Below are 25,000 nucleotides of genomic sequence, written 5' to 3'. Positions count from 1 at the left end.
CGTTAGTCCGCCGGCGTTCGGCCAAGTGCCCTGTTTTATTCGTCGAGCATAGATCCAGATCAATGCCGCCAACCGGCCCTGGCCTTACCCTCGCGACCTTTTGCCATCGACAATCGCCATGACGCCCCTGACCCGTCCCGAACTGCTCGCCCCCGCCGGCACCCTGAAAAACATGCGCTACGCCTTCGCCTATGGCGCCGACGCGGTGTACGCCGGCCAGCCGCGCTACAGCCTGCGGGTGCGCAACAACGAATTCGACCACGCCAACCTGGCCCTCGGCATTCGCGAGGCCCAGGGCCAGGGCAAGCGCTTCTACGTGGTGGTCAACATCGCCCCGCACAACGCCAAGCTCAAGACCTTCCTCAAGGACCTGGAGCCGGTGATCGCCATGGCCCCGGACGCGCTGATCATGTCCGACCCGGGGCTGATCATGCTGGTGCGCCGGCACTTCCCGCAGATGCCGATCCACCTGTCGGTGCAGGCCAATACGGTGAACTGGGCCAGCGTCGAGTTCTGGCAGCAACAGGGCCTGAGCCGGATCATCCTGTCCCGCGAGCTGTCCCTGGAAGAGATCGAGGAAATCCGCCAGCAAGTGCCGGCCATGGAGCTCGAGGTATTCGTCCACGGCGCGCTGTGCATGGCCTATTCCGGGCGCTGCCTGCTGTCGGGGTACATGAACAAGCGCGATGCCAACCAGGGCACCTGCACCAATGCCTGCCGCTGGAAATACCAGGCCCAGGAGGCTACGCAGAATACCCTCGGCGAGATCGTCCAGCCGTTCCAGCCCGAGCCGACCCTGGGCCTGGGCGCGCCGACCGACCAGGTGTTCCTGCTGCGCGAGGCCAATCGCCCGGACGAAGCGATGCCAGCCTTCGAGGACGAGCACGGCACCTACATCATGAACGCCAAGGATCTGCGCGCGGTGCAGCATGTCGAGCGCCTGACGCGCATGGGCGTGCACTCATTGAAGATCGAGGGCCGCACCAAGTCGCACTTCTATTGCGCCCGCACCACCCAGGTCTATCGCCGGGCCATCGACGACGCAGTGGCCGGCCGCGAGTTCGACCGCAGCCTGATGAACGACCTGGAGTCCCTGGCCCAGCGTGGCTACACCGAAGGTTTCCTGCGCCGCCACGTGCACGACGAGTACCAGAACTACCAGAACGGCAGCTCGGTGTCGGAACGCCAGCAGTTCGTCGGCGAACTCACCGGCGAACGCCGCGACCGGCTGGCGGAAGTGAAGGTGAAGAACCGCTTTGCCCTGGGCGACCATATGGAACTGATGACGCCCAAGGGCAACTTCCACTTCGACCTGCACCAGTTGCACAACGTGCGCGGCGAGCCGATCGAGGTCGCGCCGGGGGACGGGCATACGGTGTACCTGCCGATCCCGGACGCCGTGGATCTGCGCTTTGCCTTGTTGATGCGCGACGTGACGGCGAACAGCGCGGTGTAATCCTGATTGAGGTGGCGTCGCTGATGACGCCATCGCGGGCAAGCCGGATCGCCGCCCGCTCGCTTCTACACCGCAATAACCCTGCCCCTGCATCACGTACGCCCCCCTCCCCCAAATCCATCCCGACAGGCTGCGCCGACCGGTGCGGCCAGATATCCGTACGGGCCATTCTGACATTATTATTTTCACAATATTGATTTCTGAAATAATACATGTCATTTATAGCCACACCAAAATCACCAGGACCGAAGCACGCCAGAACGGACGGCTTGTACCCGTACCACCCCAACGCCCCTCCAAGGAGTCAACAATATGAACAAGACAGAACTTCTAGGTGCTCTGGCGCTGTGCGCCGCAAGCTTCCTGGCCCACGCCGACGAAGACCGCCTGCGTATCGGCATCGAAGCCGCCTACCCGCCCTTTTCCTTCAAGACGCCAGAGGGCAACGTCAGTGGTTTCGACTACGACATCGGCAACGCCTTATGCGCAGAGATGAAGGTGAAATGCGAGTGGGTCATCCAGGAATTCGACGGCATGATCCCGTCGCTCAAGGTGCGCAAGATCGATGCCGTGCTGTCGTCGATGTCGATCACCGAGGACCGGATGAAGTCGGTCGACTTCAGCAAAAAGTACTACCACACGCCGGGCAAGTTCGCGATGAAGGCCGGCAATGTGATCAACGACCCGGTGCAGGACCTCAAGGGCAAGAAAGTCGGCGTGCAACGCTCCTCGACCTACGACCGTTTCGCCACCGAGCAACTGGCCAACGCCGGGATCGAGGTGGTGCGCTACGCCTCGCAGAACGAAGCCTTCCTCGACCTCGCCTCGGGCCGTCTGGACGCCACCCTCGCTGACATCGTCAACACCGACGAGAGCTTTATCAAGACCGCGGCAGGCAAGGGTTTCGCCCTGGTCGGGCCGGACATCAGCGACCCGAACTATTTCGGCAGGGGCGCCGGGATCGCCGTGCGCAAGGGCGATAGCGCCAATGCCGCGCGCCTCAATGCGGCCATCGACGCCATCCGCGCCAACGGCAAGTACCAGCAGGTAATGGCCCGTTACTTCGCGTTCGATATCTACGGCGAATAAGCCTGACCCAGGGCCCTGGCGCCGGCCCGTTGCCGGTGCCGCGCCCGCCTTGCGCCTCGCGGCGCTCGCTTGAGGAACTTCATCATGCTCCACGGCTACGGATCGAGCATTCTCGATGGCGCCTGGCTGACCATCAACCTGGCGCTGACCTCCATGACCCTGGCCATTGCCCTGGGCCTGGTCGGCGCGGCCTTTCGCCTGTCGCCGCTGAAATGGCTGGCGATGCTGGGCGAAGGGTATACGACCCTGATTCGCGGGATTCCCGACCTGGTGTTGATCCTGCTGATCTTCTACGGCGGCCAGGATCTGGTGAACCGCCTTGCCCTGGCGCTCGGTTACACCCGCTATTTCGACATCAACCCGTTTATCGCCGGCGTCTGCACCATGGGCTTCATTTTTGGCGCCTATCTCTCGGAGACCTTTCGCGGCGCCTTCATGGCGATCCCCAAGGGCCAGGCCGAGGCCGGCGCGGCTTATGGCATGAGTGGCGCCCAAGTATTCTGGCGGATTCTGGTGCCGCAGATGATTCGCTTCGCCATTCCCGGCTTCACCAACAACTGGCTGGTACTGACCAAGTCCACCGCGCTGATTTCGGTGATCGGCCTGCAGGACATGATGTTCAAAGCCAAGAACGCGGCGGACGCCACCCATGAACCCTTCACCTTCTTTCTCGCCGTGGCGGCGCTTTACCTGCTGCTGACCAGCCTGTCGTTGCTGGTGTTGCGTTATCTGGAAAAACACTACTCGGTCGGCCTCAAAGCCGCCGAACTGTGATTGGGAGCCCCCATGATTCTCGACTACCACCTGATCTGGGAGAACCTGCCGCTGTATTTCGGTGGCGTACTGGTGACCCTCAAAGTGCTGCTGATTTCCCTGGCCTGCGGCCTGCTGCTGGCGGTTCCGTTGGCGCTGATGCGGGTGTCCCGCTCGCCGCTGATCAACTTCCCGGCGTGGCTCTACACCTACGTGATCCGCGGCACGCCGATGCTGGTGCAGCTGTTCCTGATCTACTACGGCCTGGCCCAGTTCGAAGCGGTACGCCAGAGCCTGCTCTGGCCTTACCTCTCCAGCGCCACCTTCTGTGCCTGCCTGGCCTTCGCGCTCAACACCGGCGCCTATAGCGCCGAACTGCTGGCCGGCAGCCTGAAGGCCACGGCCCACGGCGAGATCGAGGCCGCCAGGGCCATGGGCATGTCGCGCCTGACCCTGTACCGGCGCATTCTCCTGCCCTCGGCCTTGCGCCGGGCGCTGCCGCAGTACAGCAACGAAGTGCTGATGATGCTGCAAACCACCAGCCTGGCCTCCATCGTCACCCTCGTCGACATCACCGGCGCCGCGCGCACCGTCAGTTCGCGCTTCTACCTGCCGTTCGAGGCGTTCATCACCGCCGGGCTCATCTACCTGGTCCTGACTTTCATCCTGGTCCGCCTGTTCAAGCTCGCCGAGCGCCGCTGGCTGGCGTACCTGGCACCGCGCAAGCACTGAGGAGCTGTCATGGAACACATTCAATACCGCTTGCCCTGGAGCGCTTCGGGTACCGAACGCCAGCTGACGCTGTTTCGTTTCGGCAGCGGGCCGCGCAAGGCCTACATCCAGGCGTCCCTGCACGCCGACGAGCTGCCGGGCATGCGGGTGGCCGTCGAACTCAAGCGGCGCCTGCTCGAACTGGAAGAACAAGGCCGCCTGACGGGGGTGATCGAGCTGGTGCCGATGGCCAACCCGATCGGCATCGCCCAGATGTTCCAGGCCACCCACCAAGGCCGCTTCGAGTTCGGCAGCGGCAAGAACTTCAATCGCGATTTCCCGGAGCTGACCGAGGCCGTGACGCCGTTGCTGGAAGGCCGGCTGGGCGACGACGCCAGCGCCAACATCGCGCTGATCCGCCGCGCCCTGCTCGATGCCCTGGCAGACATGCCGGCGCCAGACTCGGAACTCGACGGCCTGCGCCGCCTGTTGTTGCAGCATGCCTGCGATGCCGATGTGGTGCTGGACCTGCACTGCGACTTCGAGTCGGTGATGCTGCTGTACGCCATGCCGCAGAACTGGCCACACCTGCGCTCTCTGGCCGCGCGCCTGTACGCAGGGGTCGCCCTGCTGGCCGAGGCCGCGGGCGGCAGCGCTTTCGATGAAGCCTGCGCGATCCCCTGGCTACAGTTGGCCGAGCGCTTTCCGGCGGCCGATATTCCGCTGGCGTGCGTGGCCACCACCATCGAATTGCGCGGCATGGCCGACACCGAACGCGAGCCCTGCGCCGACAGCGCCCAGGCCATTCTCGGCTACCTCGCCGACCAGGGCCTGATCAGCGGCGGCTGGCCGACACCGCCACCGTGCATCTGCGAAGCGACGCCCTTCGCCGGCGCGCAGTACGCCTATGCGCCGCACCCGGGGGTGGTGAGTTTTCTGCAACCCCTGGGGGCCCGGGTCAAGGTCGGCGACCCGCTGTTCGAGGTCATCGACCCGCTGACCGATCACCACAGCCTGGTGCGCGCCGAGACCAACGGCATCCTTTATGCCCGCGAGCGCCTGCGTTTTGCCCAACCCGGTCTGTGGCTGGCCAAGGTGGCCGGCAATACCCCCATCCGCCAGGGTCGCCTGCTCAGCGACTGACTCCAGAGAATCGCAACCATGTACAAACTTGAAATTCAGGACTTGCACAAAAGCTACGGCGCGCACCAGGTGCTCAAGGGTGTGTCCCTGCAGGCGAAAGCCGGCGACGTGATCAGCCTCATCGGCTCCAGCGGTTCCGGCAAAAGCACCTTCCTGCGCTGCATCAACCTGCTGGAGCAGCCCAGCGCAGGCAGCATCGTGCTCAATGGCGAACCCCTCGAACTGCGCGCCAGTAAACTCGGCAGCCTCAAGGCGGCCGACCCCAGGCAGTTGCAACGCATGCGTTCGCGGCTGTCGATGGTGTTCCAGCACTTCAACCTGTGGTCGCACATGAGCGCCCTGGAAAACGTCATGGAAGCACCGGTGCATGTGCTGGGCCTGAGCAAGCAGGAGGCCCGGGAAAAGGCCGGGCACTACCTGGACAAGGTCGGCGTAGCGCACCGCATGGACGCCTGGCCGGCCCATATGTCGGGCGGCGAGCAGCAGCGCGTGGCGATTGCCCGGGCGCTGGCCATGGAGCCGGAAGTGATGCTGTTCGACGAGCCGACTTCGGCACTCGACCCGGAACTGGTCGGCGACGTGCTCAAGGTGATGCAGGACCTCGCCCAGGAAGGCCGGACCATGGTCGTGGTGACCCACGAAATGGGTTTTGCCCGCGAGGTTTCGAACCAGCTGGTATTCCTCCACCAGGGCCTGGTCGAAGAACGCGGCGAGCCGCGCGAAGTGCTGGCCAGGCCCCAGTCCGAACGCCTGCGGCAGTTCCTCGCCGGCAGCCTGAAATAACCCGACGCGGCGCCCCCTGGCCTGGCGCTGCACGCCAGGGGGCGGCTTCGGATACACTCCGCCAACCTTGTGCCCCTCCTCCCATCCTCAGGACATGTGAGCCGGATATGCCGACCCCACTGAAAGACACCACGGTCTATGCCGCGCCGGTGATGCGCAAACTGGCACAAATCGTTGCCGACCTGCCGCCGTCGCTGCGCAAGGTCGCGGACTTTATCCTGCGCCATCCGTTGAAGGCCGCGACGCTGACCATCGAGGAGATGGCCCACGCAACCTCGACCTCGCCGGCGGCGGTCAACCGACTGGCCAAGACCCTCGATCTCGGCGGCTACACCGGCATGAAGGCCGAGTTGGTGACGACGCTGCAGCAAATGGTCTCGCCGGTCGACAAGCTGCGCAACGAACTGGCCCATCGTCCCGGTGGCGCCTTCGGCCTGCACGAGCAGATCCAGAGCGCCAGCAGCAACCTCGCCATGGCGGCGACCAACAATCATGCCCAGACCTTCGACGCCTTCGTCACCAGCCTGGTCCAGGCGCGCAAGATCTACATCCTGGGCTTTGGCAACAGCGTCTACTTCGCCGGCCTCGCCGCCTCGACCCTGATGCCCTTCTGTGCCGACGCCACCGCCATCAGCATGGAGGGCGGCAACGAAAATGCCGCCTACCGCCTGGCCGCGATCACCGATCAGGATGTATTGCTGGCGATCTCCCTGCCGCGCTACTCCCTCGATACCCTGCAACTCGCCCGTTTCGCCAACGAACGCGGCGCCTCAGTGCTGGCCATCACCGACTCGCCTGCCTCGCCGCTGGCCAGCATTGCCGAACATGTGCTGTTCGCCCCCGCCGACCATCCGGTGATGACCAGCTCCAACATCGCGGTGCTGGCCCTGATCGAAGGACTGGTAGCGGGGGTGATGGCGCGCAACAAGGAAGCGGTCAAGCTGGCGACCGAGCTGACCGAAAGCGTGATGTCCTACCTGCATATCCCGGGCAGCGGCAAACCGCGCAAGCCGTGAGGCGGTTTTTATCGGGCTACAGGGGCTGGCTCGATGTAAATGCCTGACAGCCCCTGTAGCCGCTGCCGCAGGCTGCGATAGGCTCCGAAGGAGCCGTGCTCTTGAGGGCCTCGGAAGGTTATCGCAGCCTGCGGCAGCGGCTACAAGAGAGCCTCCAGCGTCAGATACGGAACTGCCCCACCAGCTTGCCCAGGCGCTGGCCGAGGTCGGCCAGGCTGCGCGAGGTCTGGGCGCCGAGCTGGGTTTCGTCGGCGACGCTGTCCACCGCCACCGCGATCTGGTGCACGCTGCGGTTGATCTCTTCAGCCACCGCGGTCTGTTCTTCCGCGGCACTGGCGATCTGCGCGTTCATCGAGTTGATGGTGCCGATCAGTTGCGCCATGGCATCCAGCGAAGCCCCCGCCTCGTTGGCCTGGTGCGAAGTGCCGTCGCCGGCATCGCTGGAGCGGCGCATGGCCTCCACGGCAGTGCGCGTGCCCTGTTGCAGGCGGTCGATCATGCCCTGGATTTCCTGGGTGCTCTGCTGGGTGCGGCTGGCCAGCGCCCTGACCTCGTCGGCCACCACCGCGAAGCCACGCCCGGCCTCACCGGCCCGCGCCGCCTCGATGGCGGCGTTGAGGGCCAGCAGGTTGGTCTGCTCGGCGATGGAGCGGATCACGTCGAGCACGCTGACAATCGACGCCACGTCCTTCTGCAGGCTGTCCAGGGAGGTGCCGCTGCTGCGGATATCGCTGACCAGCGCGTGAATCTGTTGGATGCTGCCATCCACCACGCGCTTGGCCGCCTGGCCTTCCTCGTCGGTCTGCTGCGCCGCCACGGCCGCGCCCTGGGCACTGCGCGCCACTTCCTGGGCCGCCGAGGACATTTGATTGATCGCCGTGGCCACCTGATCGGTCTCGTGACGCTGGCGCTCCATGGCCTGCTCGGAACGCTGGGCCTGTTCGGACACCTGGGTCACCAGGCCGGTCAGTTGGCCGGTCATCTCGGTGATCTGCCGCACCAGGCCGTGGATCTTGTCGACGAAACGGTTGAAGGAACTGGCCAGGTCGCCCAGCTCGTCCTGGCTGGTGATGGCCAGGCGGCGGGTCAGGTCGCCCTCGCCGGCGGCGATATCGTCGAGGTTGAGCTTCATCAGGTTCAGCGGCCGCAGGATGGTATTGGCCACCAGCAGGCCGATGGCGGCGATCACCAGCAGCACCACCACGGCGATGCCGATGATGCTCAGGACCATGCCCCGCATGCGCTGGTTGACGCTGGCCTCGACCTCGGCCACCTGGGCGTCGATGCCGTCCAGGTTCACCGAGGAGCCGACGATCAGGTCCCACTTGGGCAGGTATTCGGTGTACCCCAGCTTCGGCACCAGCACGTCGCTGCCCGGCTGGGTCGAGCTGTACTGCACATAATGCGTGCCATCCTTGCCGACCTTGACCAGTTCGCGGTTGACGTACACGCCGTTGGGATCGCGGTTGTCCTTGAAGCTCTTGCCGACGCCGTCCGGGCTGTTGCCCTTGAACAGGCGCACCGTCTCGGAGTCGTAGCCGAAGAAGTAACCGTCCTTGCCGTAGGTGATGTTCGACAGCAGCTTCACCACTTGGGCGCGGGCCGCAGTATCGCCGGGCGCCGCCGCGTCGTAGAGCGGCTTGACGGTGCTCAAGGCCACCTCCACATAGCTTTGCAGCGTGGTCTTGGCCTCGCCGAGCAGGCGCTGCCGGGTCTCGTCCACCTCGTTCTGCGCCTGCTCCTTGAGCATGACGACCGTGGTCAGGCTGATCACCAGCGCAAACAACAGGACCGGGAGGACCGCGAGGGACAGGACTTTGCCCTTCAGACTTAAGCGCATAGGAGGTTCACTCTTGATGTTGTTGGCGTGATACAGACTTAACGGCACGCCGCCACAAAAGTTGAGCCCCGCAGGATGAAGAGCGGAATCTGCGGATACGCAGCGTCCTGGAGATCTTTCGCGAGCAAGCTTCGCTCCTACAGATATCTGATGCTTCTGTAGGAGCGAAGCTTGCTCGCGATAGGAACAACGCGGTGCAACTGAACCCCCGCGGGCTCAGAGCACCATGGCGGCCACCCAGCCGAACGCCAGCAGCGGCAGGTTGTAGTGCAGGAAGGTCGGGACCACGGTGTCCCAGATGTGGTGGTGCTGGCCGTCGATGTTCAGGCCGGAGGTCGGGCCCAGGGTCGAGTCCGAGGCCGGCGAGCCGGCGTCGCCCAATGCACCGGCGGTGCCGACGATGCAGACGATGGCCAGCGGGCTGAAGCCCAGCTGCACGCACAGCGGCACGAAGATGGTCGCCAGGATCGGCACGGTGGAGAACGACGAGCCGATGCCCATGGTCACCAGCAACCCCACCAGCAGCATCAGCAAGGCACCCACGCCCTTGCTGTGGCCGATCCAGCTGGCCGAGGACTCCACCAGGCTTTTCACCTCGCCGGTGGCCTTCATCACTTCGGCGAAACCGGCGGCGGCGATCATGATGAAGCCGATCATCGCCATCATCTTCATGCCTTCGGTGAACAGGTCGTCGGTCTCGCGCCAGCGCACGATGCCCGACACCGAGAAGATCAGGAAGCCGGACAACGCGCCGATAATCATCGAGTCCAGCAACAGCTGGATGACAAAGGCCGCGACAATCGCCAGGCCCGCCACCAGCAGCGTGCGCGGGTTGTATTGCACCGTCACCTGCTCGACTTTCTCGATCAGCTCCAGGTCATACACGCGCTTCTTGCGGTAGCTGACAAAGGCCAGCAGCAGGCCGAAGACCATGCCCAGCGCCGGAATGCCCATGGCGTGGGTGACATTGATGTTGCTGATGTCCACGCCGCTGCGGGCGACGTTGGCCAGCAGGATCTCGTTGAGGAAGATGTTGCCGAACCCCACCGGCAGGAACATGTACGGGGTGATCAGGCCGAAGGTGATGACGCAGGCGATCAGCCGTCGGTCCAGCTGCAGTTTGCTCAGCACATACAACAGCGGCGGCACCAGCAGCGGGATGAAGGCGATGTGGATCGGCAGGATGTTCTGCGAGGCGATCGCCACCACCCACAACAGGCCGATCAGCAGCCATTTGACGTTGCCGCCGCCATTGGCGTCCTGACGGTCCACCAGCAGCAGGATCTTGTCCGCCAGGGCGTGGGCCAGGCCGGACTTGGCGATCGCCACCGCGAAGGCGCCGAGCAAGGCATAGGACAGGGCCACCGTCGCCCCGCCACCCAGGCCATTGTTGAAGGCCTTGAGGGTCGCCTCAATGCCCAGGCCACCGGTCAGCCCTCCCACCAGCGCGCCTACGATCAGCGCGATCACCACATGCACACGGGACAGGCTGAGGACCAGCATGACGCCAACCGCGGCAATTACTGCATTAATCATCGTTACCTCATGGCACTGCGGCGGGAAAACGCCACAAAAGGAATGAGTCCGGCCAGAGGGCAAGCATTGCCGACGCCGGATTGAAAAAGGAGGGTCTTATTAGAGGGCGCGCACTTTGCAGCAGCGGGCAACGCTTGTCAAAACCGGCGGGCACTCGCTGCCCGACCGACTACCGCCTGCGCCGGCAGCTCCGCCGTCACTTGTAGCCGCTGGCGCAGCCTGCGATCGGCCGCGCAGCGGACGCCGGGTCTGAGGATCGAGTCTTCCAGGCCAGTCGCATTGCGTGCCTTTGCGAGTGCTGCGCACTCGATCGCAGCCTGCGGCAGCGGCTACAGGGAGCGGCATTCGAACAAGCGTTTAAAGAAGGCCGTTCTGCGGCCGATACGCTGCAAAGTCTCAAATAAATATCGAATAAGGACGTCTCCATGTCGCTCAGACAACTTTCCATCCAGTGGAAAATCACCCTGCTCGCCGGCCTCTGCCTGGCCGGTGTAGTGACCCTGCTGGTGGGGCTTTCGCTGTACCGCATGGAGCACAGCTCCGCACTGGTGAAGGCCTCGAGCATGGAGATGCTCAACGAAGCCGCCCAGGCCCGCATCGAGGCCCAGGGCGAGGTCCAGGCGCTGGGCATCCGCCAGCAATTCATGGACGCCTATCAATACGGCCACGGCTTCTCGCGCCAGGTGCTGTTCCTGCGCGAGCAGGCCGAAAAGCGCTTCCTCGATGCCTTCGACCTGCGCGAGGACCTGACCCGCCAGGTGAAGTCGGCGTTGCAGGCCAACCCCGACCTGCTCGGCCTGTCGCTGGTGTTCGAAGCCAACGCGCTGGACGGCAAGGACGAACTCTTTAGCGGCCAGAGCGAACTGGGCAGCAACGACAAGGGCCGCTTCGCCCTCTACTGGTCGCAGCCGACCCCGGGCAAGCTGACCTCCATGGCGCTGCCGGAAAGCGACATGAGCGACACCACCACCGGCCCCAGCGGCCAGCCGGCCAATGCCTGGTTCACCTGCCCGCGTAGCACCCTCAAGCCTTGTGTGATCGAGCCCTACTTCTATGTGATCGACGGCCAGAACGTGCTGATGACCAGCATCGTGTTCCCGCTGCTGGTGAACGGCAAAGTCATCGCCTCGCTGTCGGTGGACATCAACCTCAACAGCCTGCAATCGGTCAGCCAGCAAGCGAGCAAGGCGCTCTACGACGGCCAGACCACGGTCAGCATCATCAGCCCGGTCGGCCTGCTCGCCGGCTACAGCGCCGACGCCAGCAAGCTCAGCCAGCGCCTGGACCAACTGGACAAAACCAACGGTGGCGAACTGATCCGCCTGCTGTCGGCCAGCACCCAGACCCAGAGCCTGCACAACGACAACGCCCTGAAAGTGCTCGCGCCCTTCACCCCGATTCCCGACGGCAAGCCCTGGGGCGTGCTGCTGCAAGTGCCGGAGCGGGTCCTGGTGGGCCCGGCCGAAACCCTGAAAAACCAGCTGGACCAGAGCAATAAGGCCGGCACCCTGGTCGAACTGGGTCTGGGCCTGCTGGCCGCGGTGCTCGGCCTGCTGCTGGTGTGGCTGATGGCGCGCAGCGTGACCCGGCCGATCCTCGGCGTGGCGCACATGCTGGAAGACATCGCCAGCGGCGAAGGCGACCTGACCCGGCGCCTGGCCTACGACAAAAAAGATGAACTGGGCCAGCTGGCCGGCTGGTTCAACCGCTTCCTCGACAAGCTGCAACCGATCATCGCCGAGGTGAAACGCTCGGTGCAGGACGCCCGCGGCACCGCCGACCAGTCCTCGGCCATCGCCACCCAGACCAGCGCCGGCATGGAGCAGCAGTATCGCCAGGTCGATCAGGTAGCCACCGCGTCCCACGAGATGAGCGCCACCGCCCAGGACGTCGCCCGCAGCGCGGCCCAGGCTGCCCAGGCCGCCCGCGATGCCGACCAGGCCACGCGCCAGGGCCTGAGCGTGATCGACCGCACCACCGCGAGCATCGATCACCTTGCGGCCGATATGAGCACCGCCATGACCCAGGTCGAAGGCCTGGCCGCCAACAGTGAAAAGATTGGCTCGGTGCTGGAAGTGATTCGCGCCATCGCCGAGCAGACCAACCTGCTGGCCCTCAACGCCGCCATCGAGGCCGCTCGCGCCGGCGAGGCCGGGCGCGGTTTCGCGGTGGTCGCCGACGAAGTGCGCAACCTCGCCCGGCGCACCCAGGAATCGGTGGAGGACACCCGCCAGGTCATAGAGCAGCTGCAAAGCGGCACCCAGGAAGTGGTCGGTTCGATGGGCAACAGCCATCGCCAGGCCCAGGGCAGCGTCGAGCAGGTCGGCCAGGCGGTCACCGCCCTGCGGCAGATCGGCGACGCGGTGACGGTGATCAGTGACATGAACCTGCAGATCGCCAGCGCCGCCGAAGAGCAAAGCGCGGTGGCCGAGGAGATCAACAACAACGTGGCGACCATCCGCGACGTCACCGAATCGCTGTCGGAGCAGGCCAACGAATCGGCGCGGGTCAGCCAGTCGCTGAACAGCCTGGCCAACCAGCAGCAGAGCCTGATGGACCAGTTCCGGGTCTGACACCTCAAGCCCCCTCCCCCCTGTTGGGAGGGGAATCCATTTCGGGAGTGCCTCGGCAGCGGCTACAGGGATTCAGGGATTCAGCACCGGCAATATCAGCGCCCAGGCAACTCGATCAACACCCGCAGGCCGCCCTGCGGGCTTTCCAGCAAGCGCAGCACCCCGCCCCAGCTTTCGACTATGTCGCGCACGATGCCCAGGCCCAGGCCGTGGCCGTCGGTCTGTTCGTCCAGGCGCGTGCCACGGCTGAACACCTGGCTGCGCTGCTCCTCGGGAATCCCCGGCCCGTCGTCGTCCACCGCCAGGCCATAACCCTCGGCGGTTTGCCACACGCTCAGCGCCACTTCGGCATCGGCCCACTTGCAAGCGTTGTCCAGCAGATTGCCCAGCAGCTCCAGCAGGTCTTCCCGGTCCCAGGGCAGTTGCAGGCCGGGAGCCGCCTGATAGCTCAGGTCCAGGTGCTCGCCATGGATCATGCTCAGGGTCGCCAGCAGCCCCGGCAGCTCGGCGTCGCAATCGAACAGCGCGCCGGGTAACGCATCGCCGGCCAGGCGCGCGCGGTTCAACTCGCGGTTGAGCCGCTGCTGCACCTGCTCCAGCTGCTCCTCAAGCAACTGGCGCAGCTCCGGGTGCGCCTGCAACTTGGGGTTGGACGCCAGGCTCAGCAGCACCGCCAGCGGGGTCTTCAGCGCGTGCCCGAGGTTGCCCAGGGCATTGCGCGAACGCTTCAGGCTGTCTTCGGTATGGGCCAGTAAATGGTTGATCTGCGCCACCAGCGGTTCCAGCTCCAGCGGCACCTGCTCGTCCAGTTGCGAACGCTGGCCGCGTTGCAGCTGGGCGATCTGCTCGCGGGCCTGCTCCAGCGGGCGCAAGGCGCGGCGCACGGTGACCCGCTGCAGGATCAGGATCAGCAGCAGGCCGGCCAGACCCAGGCCCAGACCCACCTGTTGCATGCGCAGGAAGCTCTCGCGCACCGGGGTGTAGTCCTGGGCCACGCTGATGGAAATCGACTGCCCGAGGCGCCGGTAGTCGGTGCGCAGCACCAGCAGGCGTTGGCCTTCCGGCCCCAGTTGCAGGTTGCTGTGCAGGCCGGTCTGCGCCAGTGCAGGCAGGTCCTGGTCCCACAGCGAGCGGGAGCGCCAGTGCACGTCATCGAAGTCGATGCGAAAGTAATGCCCGGAAAACGGCCGCTGATAAGCCGGCGACAACCGCCGCTCGTCCAGCTGCAAACCCTGGGGGCCCCGGACCAGCGCCACCAGCAGGCTTTCGCTGTCGTTGCGCAGGCCGGCTTCCAGGTAGCGTTGCAAGCCCATCTCGAACAGCCACAGGCTGGTCTGCGCCAGCACCAGGCCGACAATCACCATCACGCTGATCAGGCCCAGGCTCAGGCGGCGCTGGATCGACCTCACTGGGCGTTCCCGCCGAACAGGTAGCCCTGGCCGCGGCGGGTTTCGATCACGCTGCGCCCGAGCTTGCGCCGCAGGTGGTTGACGTGGACTTCCAGCACGTTGGAATCGCGCTCGGTCTCACCGTCGTAGAGGTGTTCGGCCAAATGGCTTTTCGAAAGGATCTGTTCCGGGTGCAGCATGAAGTAGCGCAACAGGCGGAATTCGGCGGCGGTCAGCTGGATATCCACGCCGTCGCGCACCACGCACTGGCGGCCCTCGTCGAGGTGCAGCCCGGCGGCCTGCAATGTCGGCTGGTTGGCCTGGCCGTGGGAACGGCGCAGCAGCGCCTGGATGCGCAGGTGCAATTCTTCCGGGTGGAAGGGTTTGGTCAGGTAGTCGTCGGCACCGGCCTTCAGGCCTTCGATGCGCTCGGCCCAGGACCCGCGGGCGGTGAGGATCAGCACCGGGGTCGCCAGGCCGCCGGCGCGCCATTTGGCCAGCACTTCCAAGCCCGGCACCCCGGGCAGGCCGAGGTCGAGCACGATCAGGTCGTAGGGCTCGCTGGCACCCTGATACAGCGCGTCACGGCCGTCGGCCAGCCAGTCCACGGCGTAGCCCTGGCGGTTGAGCCCGGCCAGCAGTTCGTCGGCCAGGGAGACGTGGTCTTCCACCAGGAGCAGGCGCATCAGTCATCTTCCTTGTCTTTCAGTAAGCGGCCGGTGGTGGCCTCCAGGTCCAGCTCGCGGACCACGCCCTCGGCGGTCAGCAGCTCGACTTCATAGATGTAGACGTCGTGTTTTTCTTCCAGCTCGGCTTCCAGCAACTTGGCCCCGGGATAACGGTCCAGGGCCTGCTGCAGCAATTGTTCCAGCGGCAGGATCACCCCTTGCTGGCGCAGGCGCAGGGCTTCGTCCTGATCCAGGTCGCGGGCCAGCGCCACCGAGCAAAAAGCCAGAAACGCCAGGGCCACCCTGCTGCCGGCGCGTAGATTCACCTTCATTACGTATCCTGATGATCCTTGAGCACCTGGCCGCTCACTGCGTCCAATTCCAGGTCCCACTCAACCCCTTGAGGGTCGCGCATCTCGATCTGGTAGATGTACTTGCCGTACTCCTCTTCCAGCTCGGTTTCGGTGATGGTCGCGCCCGGGTGCTTGGCCAATGCCGTGGCATTGAGTTTTTCAAAGGACACAATGGTACCAGCGTCGCGCAGTCTCAGGGCCTCGTCGGGCCCCAGGTCGCGGGCATGGGCCAGGCTGGCGGTCATGCCGATGAGGGTCGCGGTGAACAGGGCAGTCAGGGTTTTCATGGGGTGTCTCCGAATTTCTCGTTATGTGTTGCTACGGGGCTCACGATAGCCGGTCGAACTTAATTGAAACTGAATGGCCATCATCGGCGCCGCGCAGGTTTCATTCGGCGCCGCGGGCCCGAGCTTTTATACTCGGCTGTCGCTCGAGATTGAGGCCGGTATGACCGCTATCCACATCAAGTTCCCTGCCCTGACCCTCAAGGCCGGCCCACGCGCCCTGGCGCGCATTCGCGCCAACGGCCTGAGCGCGGCCGAGGTCGGCACCCTGCCCGGCGCCGCCGGCGGGCCGAAAGCCCTGGGCATCCAGGGGCTAGACCTGGCGCTGTTCGGCGAATGGCTGCCAGCGGCGCCACGGGAACGCTCGCTGATTGGCGCCTCGGTGGGTTCCTGGCGCTTCGCCAGCGCCTGCCTGCCGGACGCCGCCGAAGGCATCCGGCGCCTGGGCCAGCTGTACAACGCCCAGAGTTTCGCCAAGGGCGTGACCATGGCGCAGATCAGCCAGAGCTCGCAGCGCATGCTGCACGAGCTACTCGACGGCCGCGACGCGAGCATTCTCGACAACCCGCACTACCGGCTGAACATCATGGTGGTGAAAAGCCACGGCCTGCTCGCCGACGACCATCGCGGGCGGCTGGGCCTGGGGCTGTCCTCGGTGATCGCCGACAACCTGCGTGGTCGCGCGCGCCTGGCGCGGCACTTCGAACGCCTGGTGCTGCATGACCCGCGCCTGGCGCCGCCGCTGCATGCCCTCGAAGACTTCCCCTCGCGCTTCGTGCCGCTGGACACCGGCAACCTGCGCCAGGCCCTGCTGGCCTCGGGTTCGATCCCGATGGTCATGCAAGGCGTGCGCGACCTGCCCGGCGCCGGGGCCGGCACCTTCCGCGACGGCGGCCTGCTGGACTACCACCTCGACCTGCCCTACAGCGGCGACGATATCGTGCTCTACCCGCACTTCACCGACCGGGTGATTCCCGGCTGGTTCGACAAGACCCTGCCCTGGCGCCGCGGCAACCCGGGCCGTTTGCAGGACGTATTGCTGCTGGCACCGTCGAAGGAATACCTGGCGCGCCTGCCCTACGGCAAACTGCCGGACCGCAACGACTTCAAGCGCTTCATGGGCGACGACGCCAGCCGCCAGAAATACTGGCGCAGCGCGATGGACGAAAGCCGGCGCCTGGGCGACGAGTTCCTCGAGCTGGCCGGTAGCGGTCGTCTCGGCGAACAGCTATTGACCCTTTAGTCAGTGTTTTCCCGCAACCGTATAACCAAGCTGGTAAACTCGCCGCCTGCCTTACATCGCCCGCGGCGATAGCCACCTGACCGAGCTGACCGACACTGTGGAAATCTTCAAAGAATTTACCTTCGAATCCGCCCACCGCCTGCCCCACGTGCCTGCAGGCCACAAGTGCGGGCGCCTGCACGGCCACTCGTTCAAGGTGGCCATCCACCTGAGCGGCGACCTCGATCCGCACACCGGCTGGATTCGCGATTTCTCCGAGATCAAGGAGATCTTCAAGCCGCTCTACGAGCGCCTGGACCACAACTACCTGAACGACATCCCCGGCCTGGAAAACCCCACCAGCGAAGTGCTGGCCAAGTGGATCTGGAACGAGCTCAAACCCCTGCTGCCGGAGCTGAGTGCGATCCGCATTCATGAGACCTGCACCAGCGGCTGCATCTATCGCGGCGAATAAACCGTCGCCCGCCTGAAAAAAACCACCGCCCGCGGTGGTTTTTTTATGCCTATGCTTGCCCGCTCGGCCCTCGGGTCATAGCCACATCCGGCTTTACACCAACCCAGCCATGAGCAAAAACATCGCCTGTGCTCGCGCCGCGCTTACACCGAGACTCAGCGCGCCGAGGAGCATGGGCTGCGCCGGGCCTTGCATGAGCAAGGCGCCGGACCGATCACCCGCAGAGGACCACAACATGAGTGACTGGCCGCTGGATCGAACCTACAGCTTCAACGGACAAAAGGTGCGCTACGCCATTCAGGGTGACGGGCCGCCTCTGGTGTTCGTGCATGGCACGCCGTTTTCTTCCTACGTCTGGCACCGCATCGCCCCGCACTTCAGCGCCAGCCACCGGGTGCACTATTTCGACCTGCTGGGCTATGGCCAATCGGAACAGGCCGCCGGCCAGGATGTGTCCCTCGGCGTGCAGAACCGGCTGCTGGCCGAACTGCTGGAGCACTGGGGCCTGGAACGCCCGGACGTGGTGGCCCACGACTTCGGTGGCGCCACCGCCCTGCGCACCCACCTGCTCAACGGCAAGGACTACCGCAGCCTGACCCTGCTCGACCCGGTGGCGCTGTCGCCCTGGGGCTCGCCGTTCGTGCAGCACGTGCGCCAGCATGAACAGGCCTTCAGCGGCGTGCCGGACTATATCCAGCGCGCCATAGTCCCGGCCTACATCCGCGGGGCAATCCAGCGCGAAATCCCCGACCGGGAACTGGCGCCCTACGTCCAGCCCTGGCTCGGCGCCAGCGGCCAGGCCGCCTTCTACCGGCAGATCGCGCAAATGGACGAGCGCTATACCGCGGAGGTGGCCGGGCTTTATCCGAGCATTCGCTGCCCGACCCAGATCCTCTGGGGCGAGGACGATCAGTGGATCCCCATCGAACGCGGGCGCCAGTTGCACCGGCTGATCCCCGGCTCGCGCTTCCAGGCGGTGCCCAACGCCGGCCACCTGCTGCAGGAAGACGCCCCGGAAGCCATCATCGCCGCGCTGCTGCGCTTTCTGCCCCAGGCCGGGAGCCAGGCATGAACCCACGCATCTACCTCGCCGGCTTCGACCTGTTTCGCCGCGATGCCATCGCCCGCGGCGAATACCTCAAGCACCTGTGCCACGCCCAGGGCCTGCAAGGCCTCTACCCCTTCGACCAGCAGGTGCCGGCCCAGCCGACGCCGGAGCAGACCGCGCAGCTGATCTGCCAGCAGAATATGCAGATGATCCGCGACTGCGACGCGGTGCTGGCCAACCTCAACGACTTTCGCGGCCTGGAGCCGGACTCCGGCACCGCCTTCGAGGTGGGCATGGCCATCGCCCTGGGCAAACCGGTGTGGGCCTGGTTCGAGGTGCCCGCGACCCTGCGCGAACAAGTGCCCCATGACGCCGACGGCCGCGACGTCGAAGGTTTCCTGGTGGAGGACTTCCACCTGCCACGCAACCTGATGCTGGCCTGCACCTGGGCCGGCCACAGCCGCAGCGCCGAAGAAGCCCTGCCGCGCCTGGCCGCCTACCTCGCCCAGCAACCACCGCCCCGTCCCCTGTAGGAGCGAGCTTGCTCGCGATAAGTCTTCAAGGCCGATGCAATACTCAAGGGCCTCATCGCGAGCAAGCTCGCTCCTACAGTGATGGATTTGGCCCCAGCGATTACGTAAGGACACGCACCATGGAAAACACCTGGCTCACCCACGCCAAACGCTTGCAGGCCCTGGCCTCCACCGGGCTGCATTTCTGCAAGGACCCGTTCGATCGCGAGCGTTACCAGGAAGTCGCCGACATCGCCCACGACATGCTCGCGCAACTGGCCGACGTGCCCCTGGAACGCATCGCCGGCCTGGTGTCGGACTTCGCCAAACGCTACTCGACACCCCTGGTGGATGTGCGCGGCGCCTTGATCGAAGACCAGCGCATCCTCCTGGTCCGCGAACAGACCGACGGCCGCTGGGCCATGCCCGGCGGGTATGCCGACATCGGCCTGTCGGCCGCCGAAAACATCGTCAAGGAGATCCACGAAGAGGCCGGGCTCAGCGTCTCGGCCCGCGCCCTCTACAGCGTCCGGCACAAGGCCAAGGGCCCCTTCACCCCCGACACCCGGGACTTCTACAAGCTGTATTTTCTCTGCGAGCGCAGTGAGCGCAGCGCCCCGGTGGCCGGCTCGGAAGTCAGCGACGCCGGGTTCTTCGCCCTCGACGCCCTGCCCGAACTGTCCCGCGGCCGCACTGTGGAAAGCGATATCGAAGCCGCCTTTGCCTTCCACCGTGGAGAAACCCGCCTGACCCTGTTCGATTGATCGGGCGTCCGTGATCCAATTTGTCTCACCGACGCACCGCTTTCGCGCCTGAGCCGGCCAATCGGCCACGCCGGAAAGCAAAAATCCCCTGCTTGTCTATAAATCTCCTGCAGGTTGCACAACGCCAGCCGGGCGCCCCTGACCCTGGGGGCGTTGGCACGGCGACTGCAGCAGATGCCTGCGTCGCTTACGCACCAGGCCACGCCTGGGCCAATCAGGGGAAGGCAGATGACGCAGAACGATCCAGGTAACGACTACCCGCTCAGCGAAGTGCCGATGCATGCGCGCAAGGGCCTGGCCTCCACGGCCATGGTGCTGCTGGGCTTCACCTTTTTCACCGCCACCATGTTCGCCGGCGGCAAGCTCGGCGTGGCCTTCAGCTTTGGCCAGATGCTCGGGGTGATCGTCCTCGGCAACCTGCTGCTGGGCCTGTACGCGGCGGGCCTGGGCTATATCGCCTTCAAGAGCGGCCTGAACTCGGTGCTGATGGGGCGCTTCTGTTTCGGCGAGGTGGGCAGCAAGCTCAGCGACCTGATCCTCGGCTTCACCCAGATCGGCTGGTACGCCTGGGGCACCGCCACCGCCGCGGTGGTGCTGGGCAAGTATTTCGAGCTGGGCCAGGACACTGTGCTGGGGCTGATGGTGCTGTTCGGCCTGATGTTCTGCGCCACCGCCTACGTCGGTTATCGCGGGCTGGAAATCCTCTCCTGGATCGCGGTGCCGGCCATGGCCCTGCTGCTGTTGCTGTCGATGTGGGTGGCCACGGTCAAGGTCGGCGGCCTCGATGGGTTGCTGGCCGTGGTGCCGAGCGCCAGCCTCGACCTGTCCACGGCCATCACCCTGGTGTTCGGCACCTTCGTCAGCGGCGCCACCCAGGCCACCAACTGGACGCGCTTTTCCCGCTCGGCCAGGGTCGCGGTGCTGGCCAGCCTGATCGGCTTTTTTATCGGCAACGGCCTGATGGTGCTGATCGGGGCCTACGGCGCCATCGTCTACCAGCAGCCGGACGTGGTCGAAGTGCTGCTGTTGCAGGGCTTCGCCATGGCCGCCATGGCCATGCTCCTGCTGAATATCTGGAGCACCCAGGACAACACCATCTACAACTTCGCCGTCGCCGGCTGCAACCTGCTGCGCACCGGCCGACGCAAGACCGTGACCCTGGCCGGCGCGGTGATCGGCACCCTGCTGGCGCTGCTGGGCATGTACGACATGCTGGTGCCCTACCTGATTCTGCTGGGCACGGTGATCCCGCCGATTGGCGGGGTGATCATGGCCGACTTCTTCTATCGCTACCGCGGCCAGTACCCGCGCCTGGCCGACAGCAAATTGCCGGCGTTCAACTGGGCCGGCCTGGGCGCCTATGCCATCGGCACCGTGGCGGCCTTCGGCTCGCCCTGGGTCGCGCCGCTGGTAGGCATCGCGGCCGCCGCCCTGAGCTACATGCTGCTGAGCAGCCTGCTCGGCGCACGCGCCACCACCGCCGCGGACATCCAGGCATGAGCCCGGGCCACGCGACGTTGCGGCCGCCGGCCCGAGCGCCGTACCCTGACCGCCTGGATTGAAAAAGGAATCGCTCCGATGCTCATCATCAACGCCCGCCTGCGCAACCGCGAAGGCCTGCACGAACTGCACCTGGAGAACGGTCGCATCGCCAGCATCGCCCGGCAGACCGAAGCCCCGACCCTGGGCCCCGACGACCTCGACGCCGGCGGCAACCTGGTGGTGCCGCCCTTCGTCGAGCCGCACATTCACCTGGACGCCACCCTCACCGCGGGCGAGCCGCGCTGGAACATGAGCGGCACCCTGTTCGAAGGCATCGAATGCTGGGGCGAGCGCAAGGTCACCATCACCCAGGAAGACACCAAGGCCCGCGCCCGGAAAACCCTGCGCGCCCTCGCCGCCCACGGCATCCAGCACGTGCGCACTCATGTCGATGTCACCGACCCGGAGCTGACCGCGCTCAAGGCCATGCTCGAAGTGCGCGAGCAAAGCGCGCACCTGGTCGACATGCAGATCGTCGCCTTCCCCCAGGAAGGCATCGAAAGCTACCGCAACGGTCGCGAACTGATGGAAGAGGCGATCCGCCTGGGCGCCGATGTGGTGGGCGGTATCCCGCACTTCGAGTACACCCGCGACCAGGGCGTCAGCTCGGTGAAGTTCCTCATGGACCTGGCCGAACGCACCGGTTGCCTGGTGGACGTGCATTGCGACGAGACCGACGACCCGCACTCGCGTTTTCTCGAAGTGCTGGCCGAGGAAGCCCGCAGCCGCGGCATGGGTTCGCGGGTGACCGCCAGCCATACCACCGCCATGGGCTCCTACGACAACGCCTACTGCGCCAAGCTGTTCCGTCTGCTCGGCCACTCGGGCATCAGCTTCGTTTCCTGCCCCACCGAAAGCATCCACCTGCAGGGGCGCTTCGACAGCTTCCCGAAACGCCGCGGCGTGACCCGGGTCAACGAGCTGCTGGAAGCCGGAATGAACGTGTGTTTCGGCCAGGACTCGATCGTCGACCCCTGGTACCCCCTGGGTAACGGCAACATCCTGCGGGTGCTGGAAGCCGGCCTGCACATCTGCCACATGCTCGGCTACCGCAACCTGCAGAGCGCCCTCGACCTGGTCACCGACAACAGCGCCAAGGCCCTGGCCCTGGGCGAGCGCTACGGCCTGGAGGAAGGCCGGCCGGCCAACCTGCTGATCCTGTCGGCCGACAGCGACTACGAAATGATCCGCAGCCAAGGCTTGGCGCTGTACTCGATCCGCGACGGCAAGGTACTGATGAAACGGCAGATGGCCCAGGTCGAGCTGCCGGGCGATGCGGGTTTTGTGTAACGGCCACTGACGTCATCACCTCCCCTGTAGCCGCTGCCGCAGGCTGCGATCGACCGGCACGGTCGCAGCAATCTCAAGGACGTCGGAAGATCCTGCGGATCTTTACGCAGCCTGCGGCAGCGGCTACAGGGCGCGGGCGGTACCGAACAGGCTGACCCGCACCAGCTCCCCACCCCGTTCCTCCAGGCGCAGCGGCGCGGTGCCGCCGGGCATCACCACCGCGACTTCGCCAGCCTTGACCCAACCGACCCGCCACGCCGCGCTGGCCACCGCGCTGGCGCTGGTGCCGGAGGATGCGGTGGGGCCCTCACCGCGTTCGAACACCCGCGCGGCGATGCGCTGCGGGCCCGCCAGCCACGCCCATTGCAGGTTCACCCCGGCCGGACAGGGTTCACCGCTGCCGGTGGGCAGGGCGTAGGCGATGCGGGTCAGGGCCTCGGCCAGGGGCGCTTCGCTCATCTGCCGGTTGCCCGGCAAGGCGCTGGCGTCGTTGACCAGGGTCACACAATGGGGGTTGCCGATACGCACGAACTGGCTACGGCACCATTGCGGGTGCAACCGCGCCAGCCCGCGCACCCGGCTCAGGTCAACGCAGCTCGAACCGTCATGCTCGACCCCTTGCTGCGCACCCACGGCGTGCGGGCCGAACGCCGGTTGCCCGAGGTCCAGCCAGAAGCCGGACACCCCGGCGACCTGCGCCGGCTCGACCAGGGTCGCCAGCGGCGACACCCCGTCCGGCTTGTCGTGATGCACCCGCAGCTGCGCAGGTCCCTGGGCCGGCAGCAGCCCTTGCTCGGTCAAGGCCTGGGAAAAGATGGTCAGGCCGTTGCCGCTGCGCTCGGCCAGGGTGCCGTCGGTGTTGACGATCAGCAGGTCGAACGGCGGCGCGTCCTGGAACGGCCCGACCAGCAAACCGTCGCTGCGATGGGCCTTGGCCCCTTCCGGCCGGGTGCCGGAGGGCCAACTGCACAGGGCTTCGATGGCCTGCTCGCTCCAATTGGCCCGGGCCAGCGCCGCCTCGGCCGCGCTGGCCGGCAAGGCGATCCCCAACCGGCGTACCGCGTCGGGCGCCACCACGCCGTAAAGATTGCCGCGGGCATCGTAGAAAGCAGTCATTGCAGGGCTCCAAAAGCAGACGGGCCGCTGACATTACTGTGAATGCAGCGGCCCGGCCAAGCCCCTCCTGCCTGGCTCAGCGCACCAGGCACGGCTGCTTGTTGTCGAAGCGCCAGCCCGGGATCAGGAACTGCATGGCCACGCTGTCGTCCCGCGCCCCCAGGCCCCGGCTGTTGTACAGCTCATGGGCGCGGGCCAGCGCGTCCAGGTCCAGTTCGACGCCCAGCCCCGGCGTCTGCGGCACCGCCACGCAGCCCTCGACGATCTGCAGCGGATTGCGGGTCAGGTGCTGGCCGTCCTGCCAGATCCAGTGGGTGTCGATGGCGGTGATCTCGCCCGGCGCCGCGGCCGCCACATGGGTGAACATGGCCAGGGAAATGTCGAAGTGGTTGTTGGAATGCGAGCCCCAGGTCAGGCCCCATTCATGGCACATCTGCGCCACCCGCACCGAACCCTGCATCGTCCAGAAATGCGGATCGGCCAGGGGAATGTCCACCGCTTGCAACTGGATCGCGTGGCCCATTTCCCGCCAGTCGGTGGCGATCATGTTGGTCGCGGTGGGCAGCCCGGTGGCGCGGCGGAATTCGGCCATCACCTCGCGCCCGGAGTAACCGTTTTCCGCGCCGCAGGGGTCTTCGGCATAGGCCAGCACCCGGTGTTGATCGCGACACAGGGCGATCGCCTGCTTCAGCGACCAGGCACCGTTGGGGTCGAGGGTGATGCGCGCCTTGGGAAAGCATTCGGCCAGGGCGGTGACGGCCTCCATTTCCTCTTCGCCGCGCAGCACGCCGCCCTTGAGCTTGAAGTCGTTGAAGCCATACCGCGCCTTGGCCGCCTCGGCCAGGCGCACGATGCTCTCGGCGTTCAGCGCCGGTTCATGGCGCAGGCGCAGCCAGGCATCGTCGGCCTCGGCTTCGTTGCGGTAGGCCAGGTCGGTCTGGTGCCGGTCGCCGATGTAGAACAGGTAGCCGAGCATCTTCACCGATTCGCGTTGCTGGCCTTCGCCGAGCAGCGCCGCCACCGGCACCCCGAGAAACTGGCCGAGCAGGTCGAGCAGCGCCGCTTCCAGCGCGGTCACCGCATGGATGGCGATGCGCAGGTCGAAGGTCTGCTGCCCCCGGCCGCCGGCATCGCGCTCGGCAAAGCGCTGGCGCACCTGGTTGAGCAGCTTCTGGTAATGGCCGATGGGCTGGCCGACCAGCAGTTCGCGGGCCTCCTCGAGGGTCGCGCGAATCCGCTCGCCCCCCGGCACTTCACCGACCCCGGTGTTACCGGCGCTGTCGGTAAGGATCACGATATTGCGGGTGAAAAACGGGCCATGGGCGCCGCTGAGGTTGAGCAGCATGCTGTCATGCCCGGCCACCGGCACCACTTGCAGTCGGGTGACAAGCGGTGTCTGGGCGGGCTGATTGAGGGTGGTGTCGAGAGTCATGGGTCG

The 25,000-nt window shown here is 65.8% G+C and carries 23 protein-coding genes and 2 pseudogenes; 16 read left to right on the top strand and 9 right to left on the bottom strand.

Annotated elements, in window-relative coordinates; translation table 11 throughout:
* Window positions 1-118 precede the first annotated feature (118 nt).
* From yegQ to J4E58_RS17450, 7 genes are all read left to right on the top strand, one after another.
* Window positions 119-1,456, top strand: a complete 1,338-nt coding sequence (gene yegQ, locus J4E58_RS17480; RefSeq protein WP_087091670.1) for a tRNA 5-hydroxyuridine modification protein YegQ — start codon at window positions 119-121, stop codon at window positions 1,454-1,456.
* A 312-nt stretch (window positions 1,457-1,768) separates the two neighbouring features.
* Window positions 1,769-2,545, top strand: coding sequence for an ABC transporter substrate-binding protein (locus J4E58_RS17475; RefSeq protein ID WP_007927242.1), 777 nt, complete (start codon window positions 1,769-1,771; stop codon window positions 2,543-2,545).
* Window positions 2,546-2,629: 84 nt separating this feature from the next.
* Window positions 2,630-3,319, top strand: coding sequence for an ABC transporter permease (locus tag J4E58_RS17470; protein WP_053261906.1), 690 nt, complete (start codon window positions 2,630-2,632; stop codon window positions 3,317-3,319).
* A 12-nt stretch (window positions 3,320-3,331) separates the two neighbouring features.
* Complete coding sequence (locus tag J4E58_RS17465; RefSeq protein ID WP_007927258.1) at window positions 3,332-4,030, top strand: ABC transporter permease; 699 nt, start codon at window positions 3,332-3,334, stop codon at window positions 4,028-4,030.
* Window positions 4,031-4,039: 9 nt separating this feature from the next.
* Window positions 4,040-5,152: a succinylglutamate desuccinylase/aspartoacylase family protein gene (locus J4E58_RS17460; RefSeq protein ID WP_087091671.1), complete on the top strand. Its 1,113-nt coding sequence runs from the start codon at window positions 4,040-4,042 to the stop codon at window positions 5,150-5,152.
* 18 nt (window positions 5,153-5,170) lie between these two features.
* Entirely contained in the window at window positions 5,171-5,935 is a 765-nt protein-coding gene (locus J4E58_RS17455; RefSeq protein WP_007927261.1) for an ABC transporter ATP-binding protein, read from the top strand.
* A gap of 107 nt (window positions 5,936-6,042) precedes the next feature.
* Complete coding sequence (locus tag J4E58_RS17450; RefSeq protein WP_053261908.1) at window positions 6,043-6,951, top strand: MurR/RpiR family transcriptional regulator; 909 nt, start codon at window positions 6,043-6,045, stop codon at window positions 6,949-6,951.
* Window positions 6,952-7,111: 160 nt separating this feature from the next.
* Here J4E58_RS17450 and J4E58_RS32310 read toward each other — a convergent pair whose 3' ends face one another.
* From J4E58_RS32310 to J4E58_RS17440, 3 genes and pseudogenes are all read right to left on the bottom strand, one after another.
* On the bottom strand, window positions 7,112-7,867 hold the full coding sequence (locus tag J4E58_RS32310) for a methyl-accepting chemotaxis protein (protein ID WP_371917953.1): 756 nt from the start codon (window positions 7,865-7,867) through the stop codon (window positions 7,112-7,114).
* A 102-nt stretch (window positions 7,868-7,969) separates the two neighbouring features.
* A pseudogene (locus tag J4E58_RS32305) lies at window positions 7,970-8,701 on the bottom strand (cache domain-containing protein); the annotation flags it as partial.
* A gap of 306 nt (window positions 8,702-9,007) precedes the next feature.
* Entirely contained in the window at window positions 9,008-10,324 is a 1,317-nt protein-coding gene (locus J4E58_RS17440; RefSeq protein ID WP_162096424.1) for a Na+/H+ antiporter family protein, read from the bottom strand.
* 428 nt (window positions 10,325-10,752) lie between these two features.
* On the opposite strand from J4E58_RS17440, the pseudogene J4E58_RS32300 reads away from it, so the two are divergent.
* Window positions 10,753-12,042, top strand: a pseudogene (locus tag J4E58_RS32300) (HAMP domain-containing protein); the annotation flags it as partial.
* Window positions 12,043-12,144: 102 nt separating this feature from the next.
* Window positions 12,145-12,900, top strand: coding sequence for a methyl-accepting chemotaxis protein (locus J4E58_RS32295; protein WP_370686833.1), 756 nt, complete (start codon window positions 12,145-12,147; stop codon window positions 12,898-12,900).
* A 95-nt stretch (window positions 12,901-12,995) separates the two neighbouring features.
* On the opposite strand, the gene J4E58_RS17430 is transcribed toward J4E58_RS32295, so the two are convergent.
* Genes J4E58_RS17430 through J4E58_RS17415 form a run of 4 tightly spaced genes read right to left on the bottom strand, consistent with a single transcriptional unit; the run spans window position 12,996 to window position 15,596 of the window.
* On the bottom strand, window positions 12,996-14,309 hold the full coding sequence (locus J4E58_RS17430; RefSeq protein WP_053261911.1) for a sensor histidine kinase: 1,314 nt from the start codon (window positions 14,307-14,309) through the stop codon (window positions 12,996-12,998).
* Window positions 14,306-14,974, bottom strand: a complete 669-nt coding sequence (locus J4E58_RS17425; protein ID WP_009044669.1) for a response regulator transcription factor — start codon at window positions 14,972-14,974, stop codon at window positions 14,306-14,308. Before J4E58_RS17425 ends, J4E58_RS17430 begins: the two co-directional genes overlap by 4 nt.
* Entirely contained in the window at window positions 14,974-15,288 is a 315-nt protein-coding gene (locus tag J4E58_RS17420; protein WP_087091673.1) for a PepSY domain-containing protein, read from the bottom strand. Before J4E58_RS17420 ends, J4E58_RS17425 begins: the two co-directional genes overlap by 1 nt.
* Window positions 15,288-15,596 carry a PepSY domain-containing protein gene (locus J4E58_RS17415; protein ID WP_007930566.1) on the bottom strand — a complete coding sequence of 103 codons (309 nt, stop codon included), beginning with the start codon at window positions 15,594-15,596 and terminating at the stop codon, window positions 15,288-15,290. The genes J4E58_RS17420 and J4E58_RS17415 overlap by 1 nt, the downstream gene beginning before the upstream one ends.
* Window positions 15,597-15,756: 160 nt before the next feature.
* Here J4E58_RS17415 and J4E58_RS17410 point away from each other — a divergent pair, with 160 nt between their 5' ends.
* The 7 genes from J4E58_RS17410 (at window position 15,757) to codA (ending at window position 22,446) form a co-directional block, all read left to right on the top strand.
* Entirely contained in the window at window positions 15,757-16,836 is a 1,080-nt protein-coding gene (locus J4E58_RS17410) for a hypothetical protein (protein ID WP_087091848.1), read from the top strand.
* Between the two features lie 97 nt (window positions 16,837-16,933).
* A complete protein-coding gene (gene queD / locus J4E58_RS17405) occupies window positions 16,934-17,290 on the top strand; it encodes a 6-carboxytetrahydropterin synthase QueD (protein WP_007930577.1) in 357 nt (118 codons plus the stop codon).
* A gap of 235 nt (window positions 17,291-17,525) precedes the next feature.
* Window positions 17,526-18,362 carry an alpha/beta fold hydrolase gene (locus tag J4E58_RS17400; protein ID WP_087091674.1) on the top strand — a complete coding sequence of 279 codons (837 nt, stop codon included), beginning with the start codon at window positions 17,526-17,528 and terminating at the stop codon, window positions 18,360-18,362.
* Window positions 18,359-18,871 (top strand): nucleoside 2-deoxyribosyltransferase, encoded by a 513-nt coding sequence (locus J4E58_RS17395; protein ID WP_087091675.1) that lies wholly within the window; start codon window positions 18,359-18,361, stop codon window positions 18,869-18,871. The genes J4E58_RS17400 and J4E58_RS17395 overlap by 4 nt, the downstream gene beginning before the upstream one ends.
* 119 nt (window positions 18,872-18,990) lie before the next feature.
* Complete coding sequence (locus J4E58_RS17390) at window positions 18,991-19,614, top strand: NUDIX hydrolase (RefSeq protein WP_087091676.1); 624 nt, start codon at window positions 18,991-18,993, stop codon at window positions 19,612-19,614.
* A gap of 228 nt (window positions 19,615-19,842) precedes the next feature.
* Window positions 19,843-21,114, top strand: a complete 1,272-nt coding sequence (codB, locus tag J4E58_RS17385) for a cytosine permease (protein ID WP_053261916.1) — start codon at window positions 19,843-19,845, stop codon at window positions 21,112-21,114.
* A 78-nt stretch (window positions 21,115-21,192) separates the two neighbouring features.
* A complete protein-coding gene (gene codA, locus J4E58_RS17380; protein WP_087091677.1) occupies window positions 21,193-22,446 on the top strand; it encodes a cytosine deaminase in 1,254 nt (417 codons plus the stop codon).
* 123 nt (window positions 22,447-22,569) lie between these two features.
* Here the strand turns inward: codA and J4E58_RS17375 are convergent, their stop codons facing one another.
* Together J4E58_RS17375 and gudD are read right to left on the bottom strand one after the other, a co-directional pair.
* Window positions 22,570-23,562 carry a hypothetical protein gene (locus J4E58_RS17375; RefSeq protein ID WP_087091678.1) on the bottom strand — a complete coding sequence of 331 codons (993 nt, stop codon included), beginning with the start codon at window positions 23,560-23,562 and terminating at the stop codon, window positions 22,570-22,572.
* Window positions 23,563-23,638: 76 nt separating this feature from the next.
* Window positions 23,639-24,994: a glucarate dehydratase gene (gene gudD, locus J4E58_RS17370; protein ID WP_087091679.1), complete on the bottom strand. Its 1,356-nt coding sequence runs from the start codon at window positions 24,992-24,994 to the stop codon at window positions 23,639-23,641.
* Window positions 24,995-25,000: the final 6 nt, after the last annotated feature.

The organism is Pseudomonas sp. FW305-25, from assembly GCF_017351415.1.
GTDB classification, from domain to species: Bacteria; Pseudomonadota; Gammaproteobacteria; order Pseudomonadales; family Pseudomonadaceae; genus Aquipseudomonas; species Aquipseudomonas chlororaphis.
This window is presented reverse-complemented; position numbering and strand designations above follow the sequence as displayed.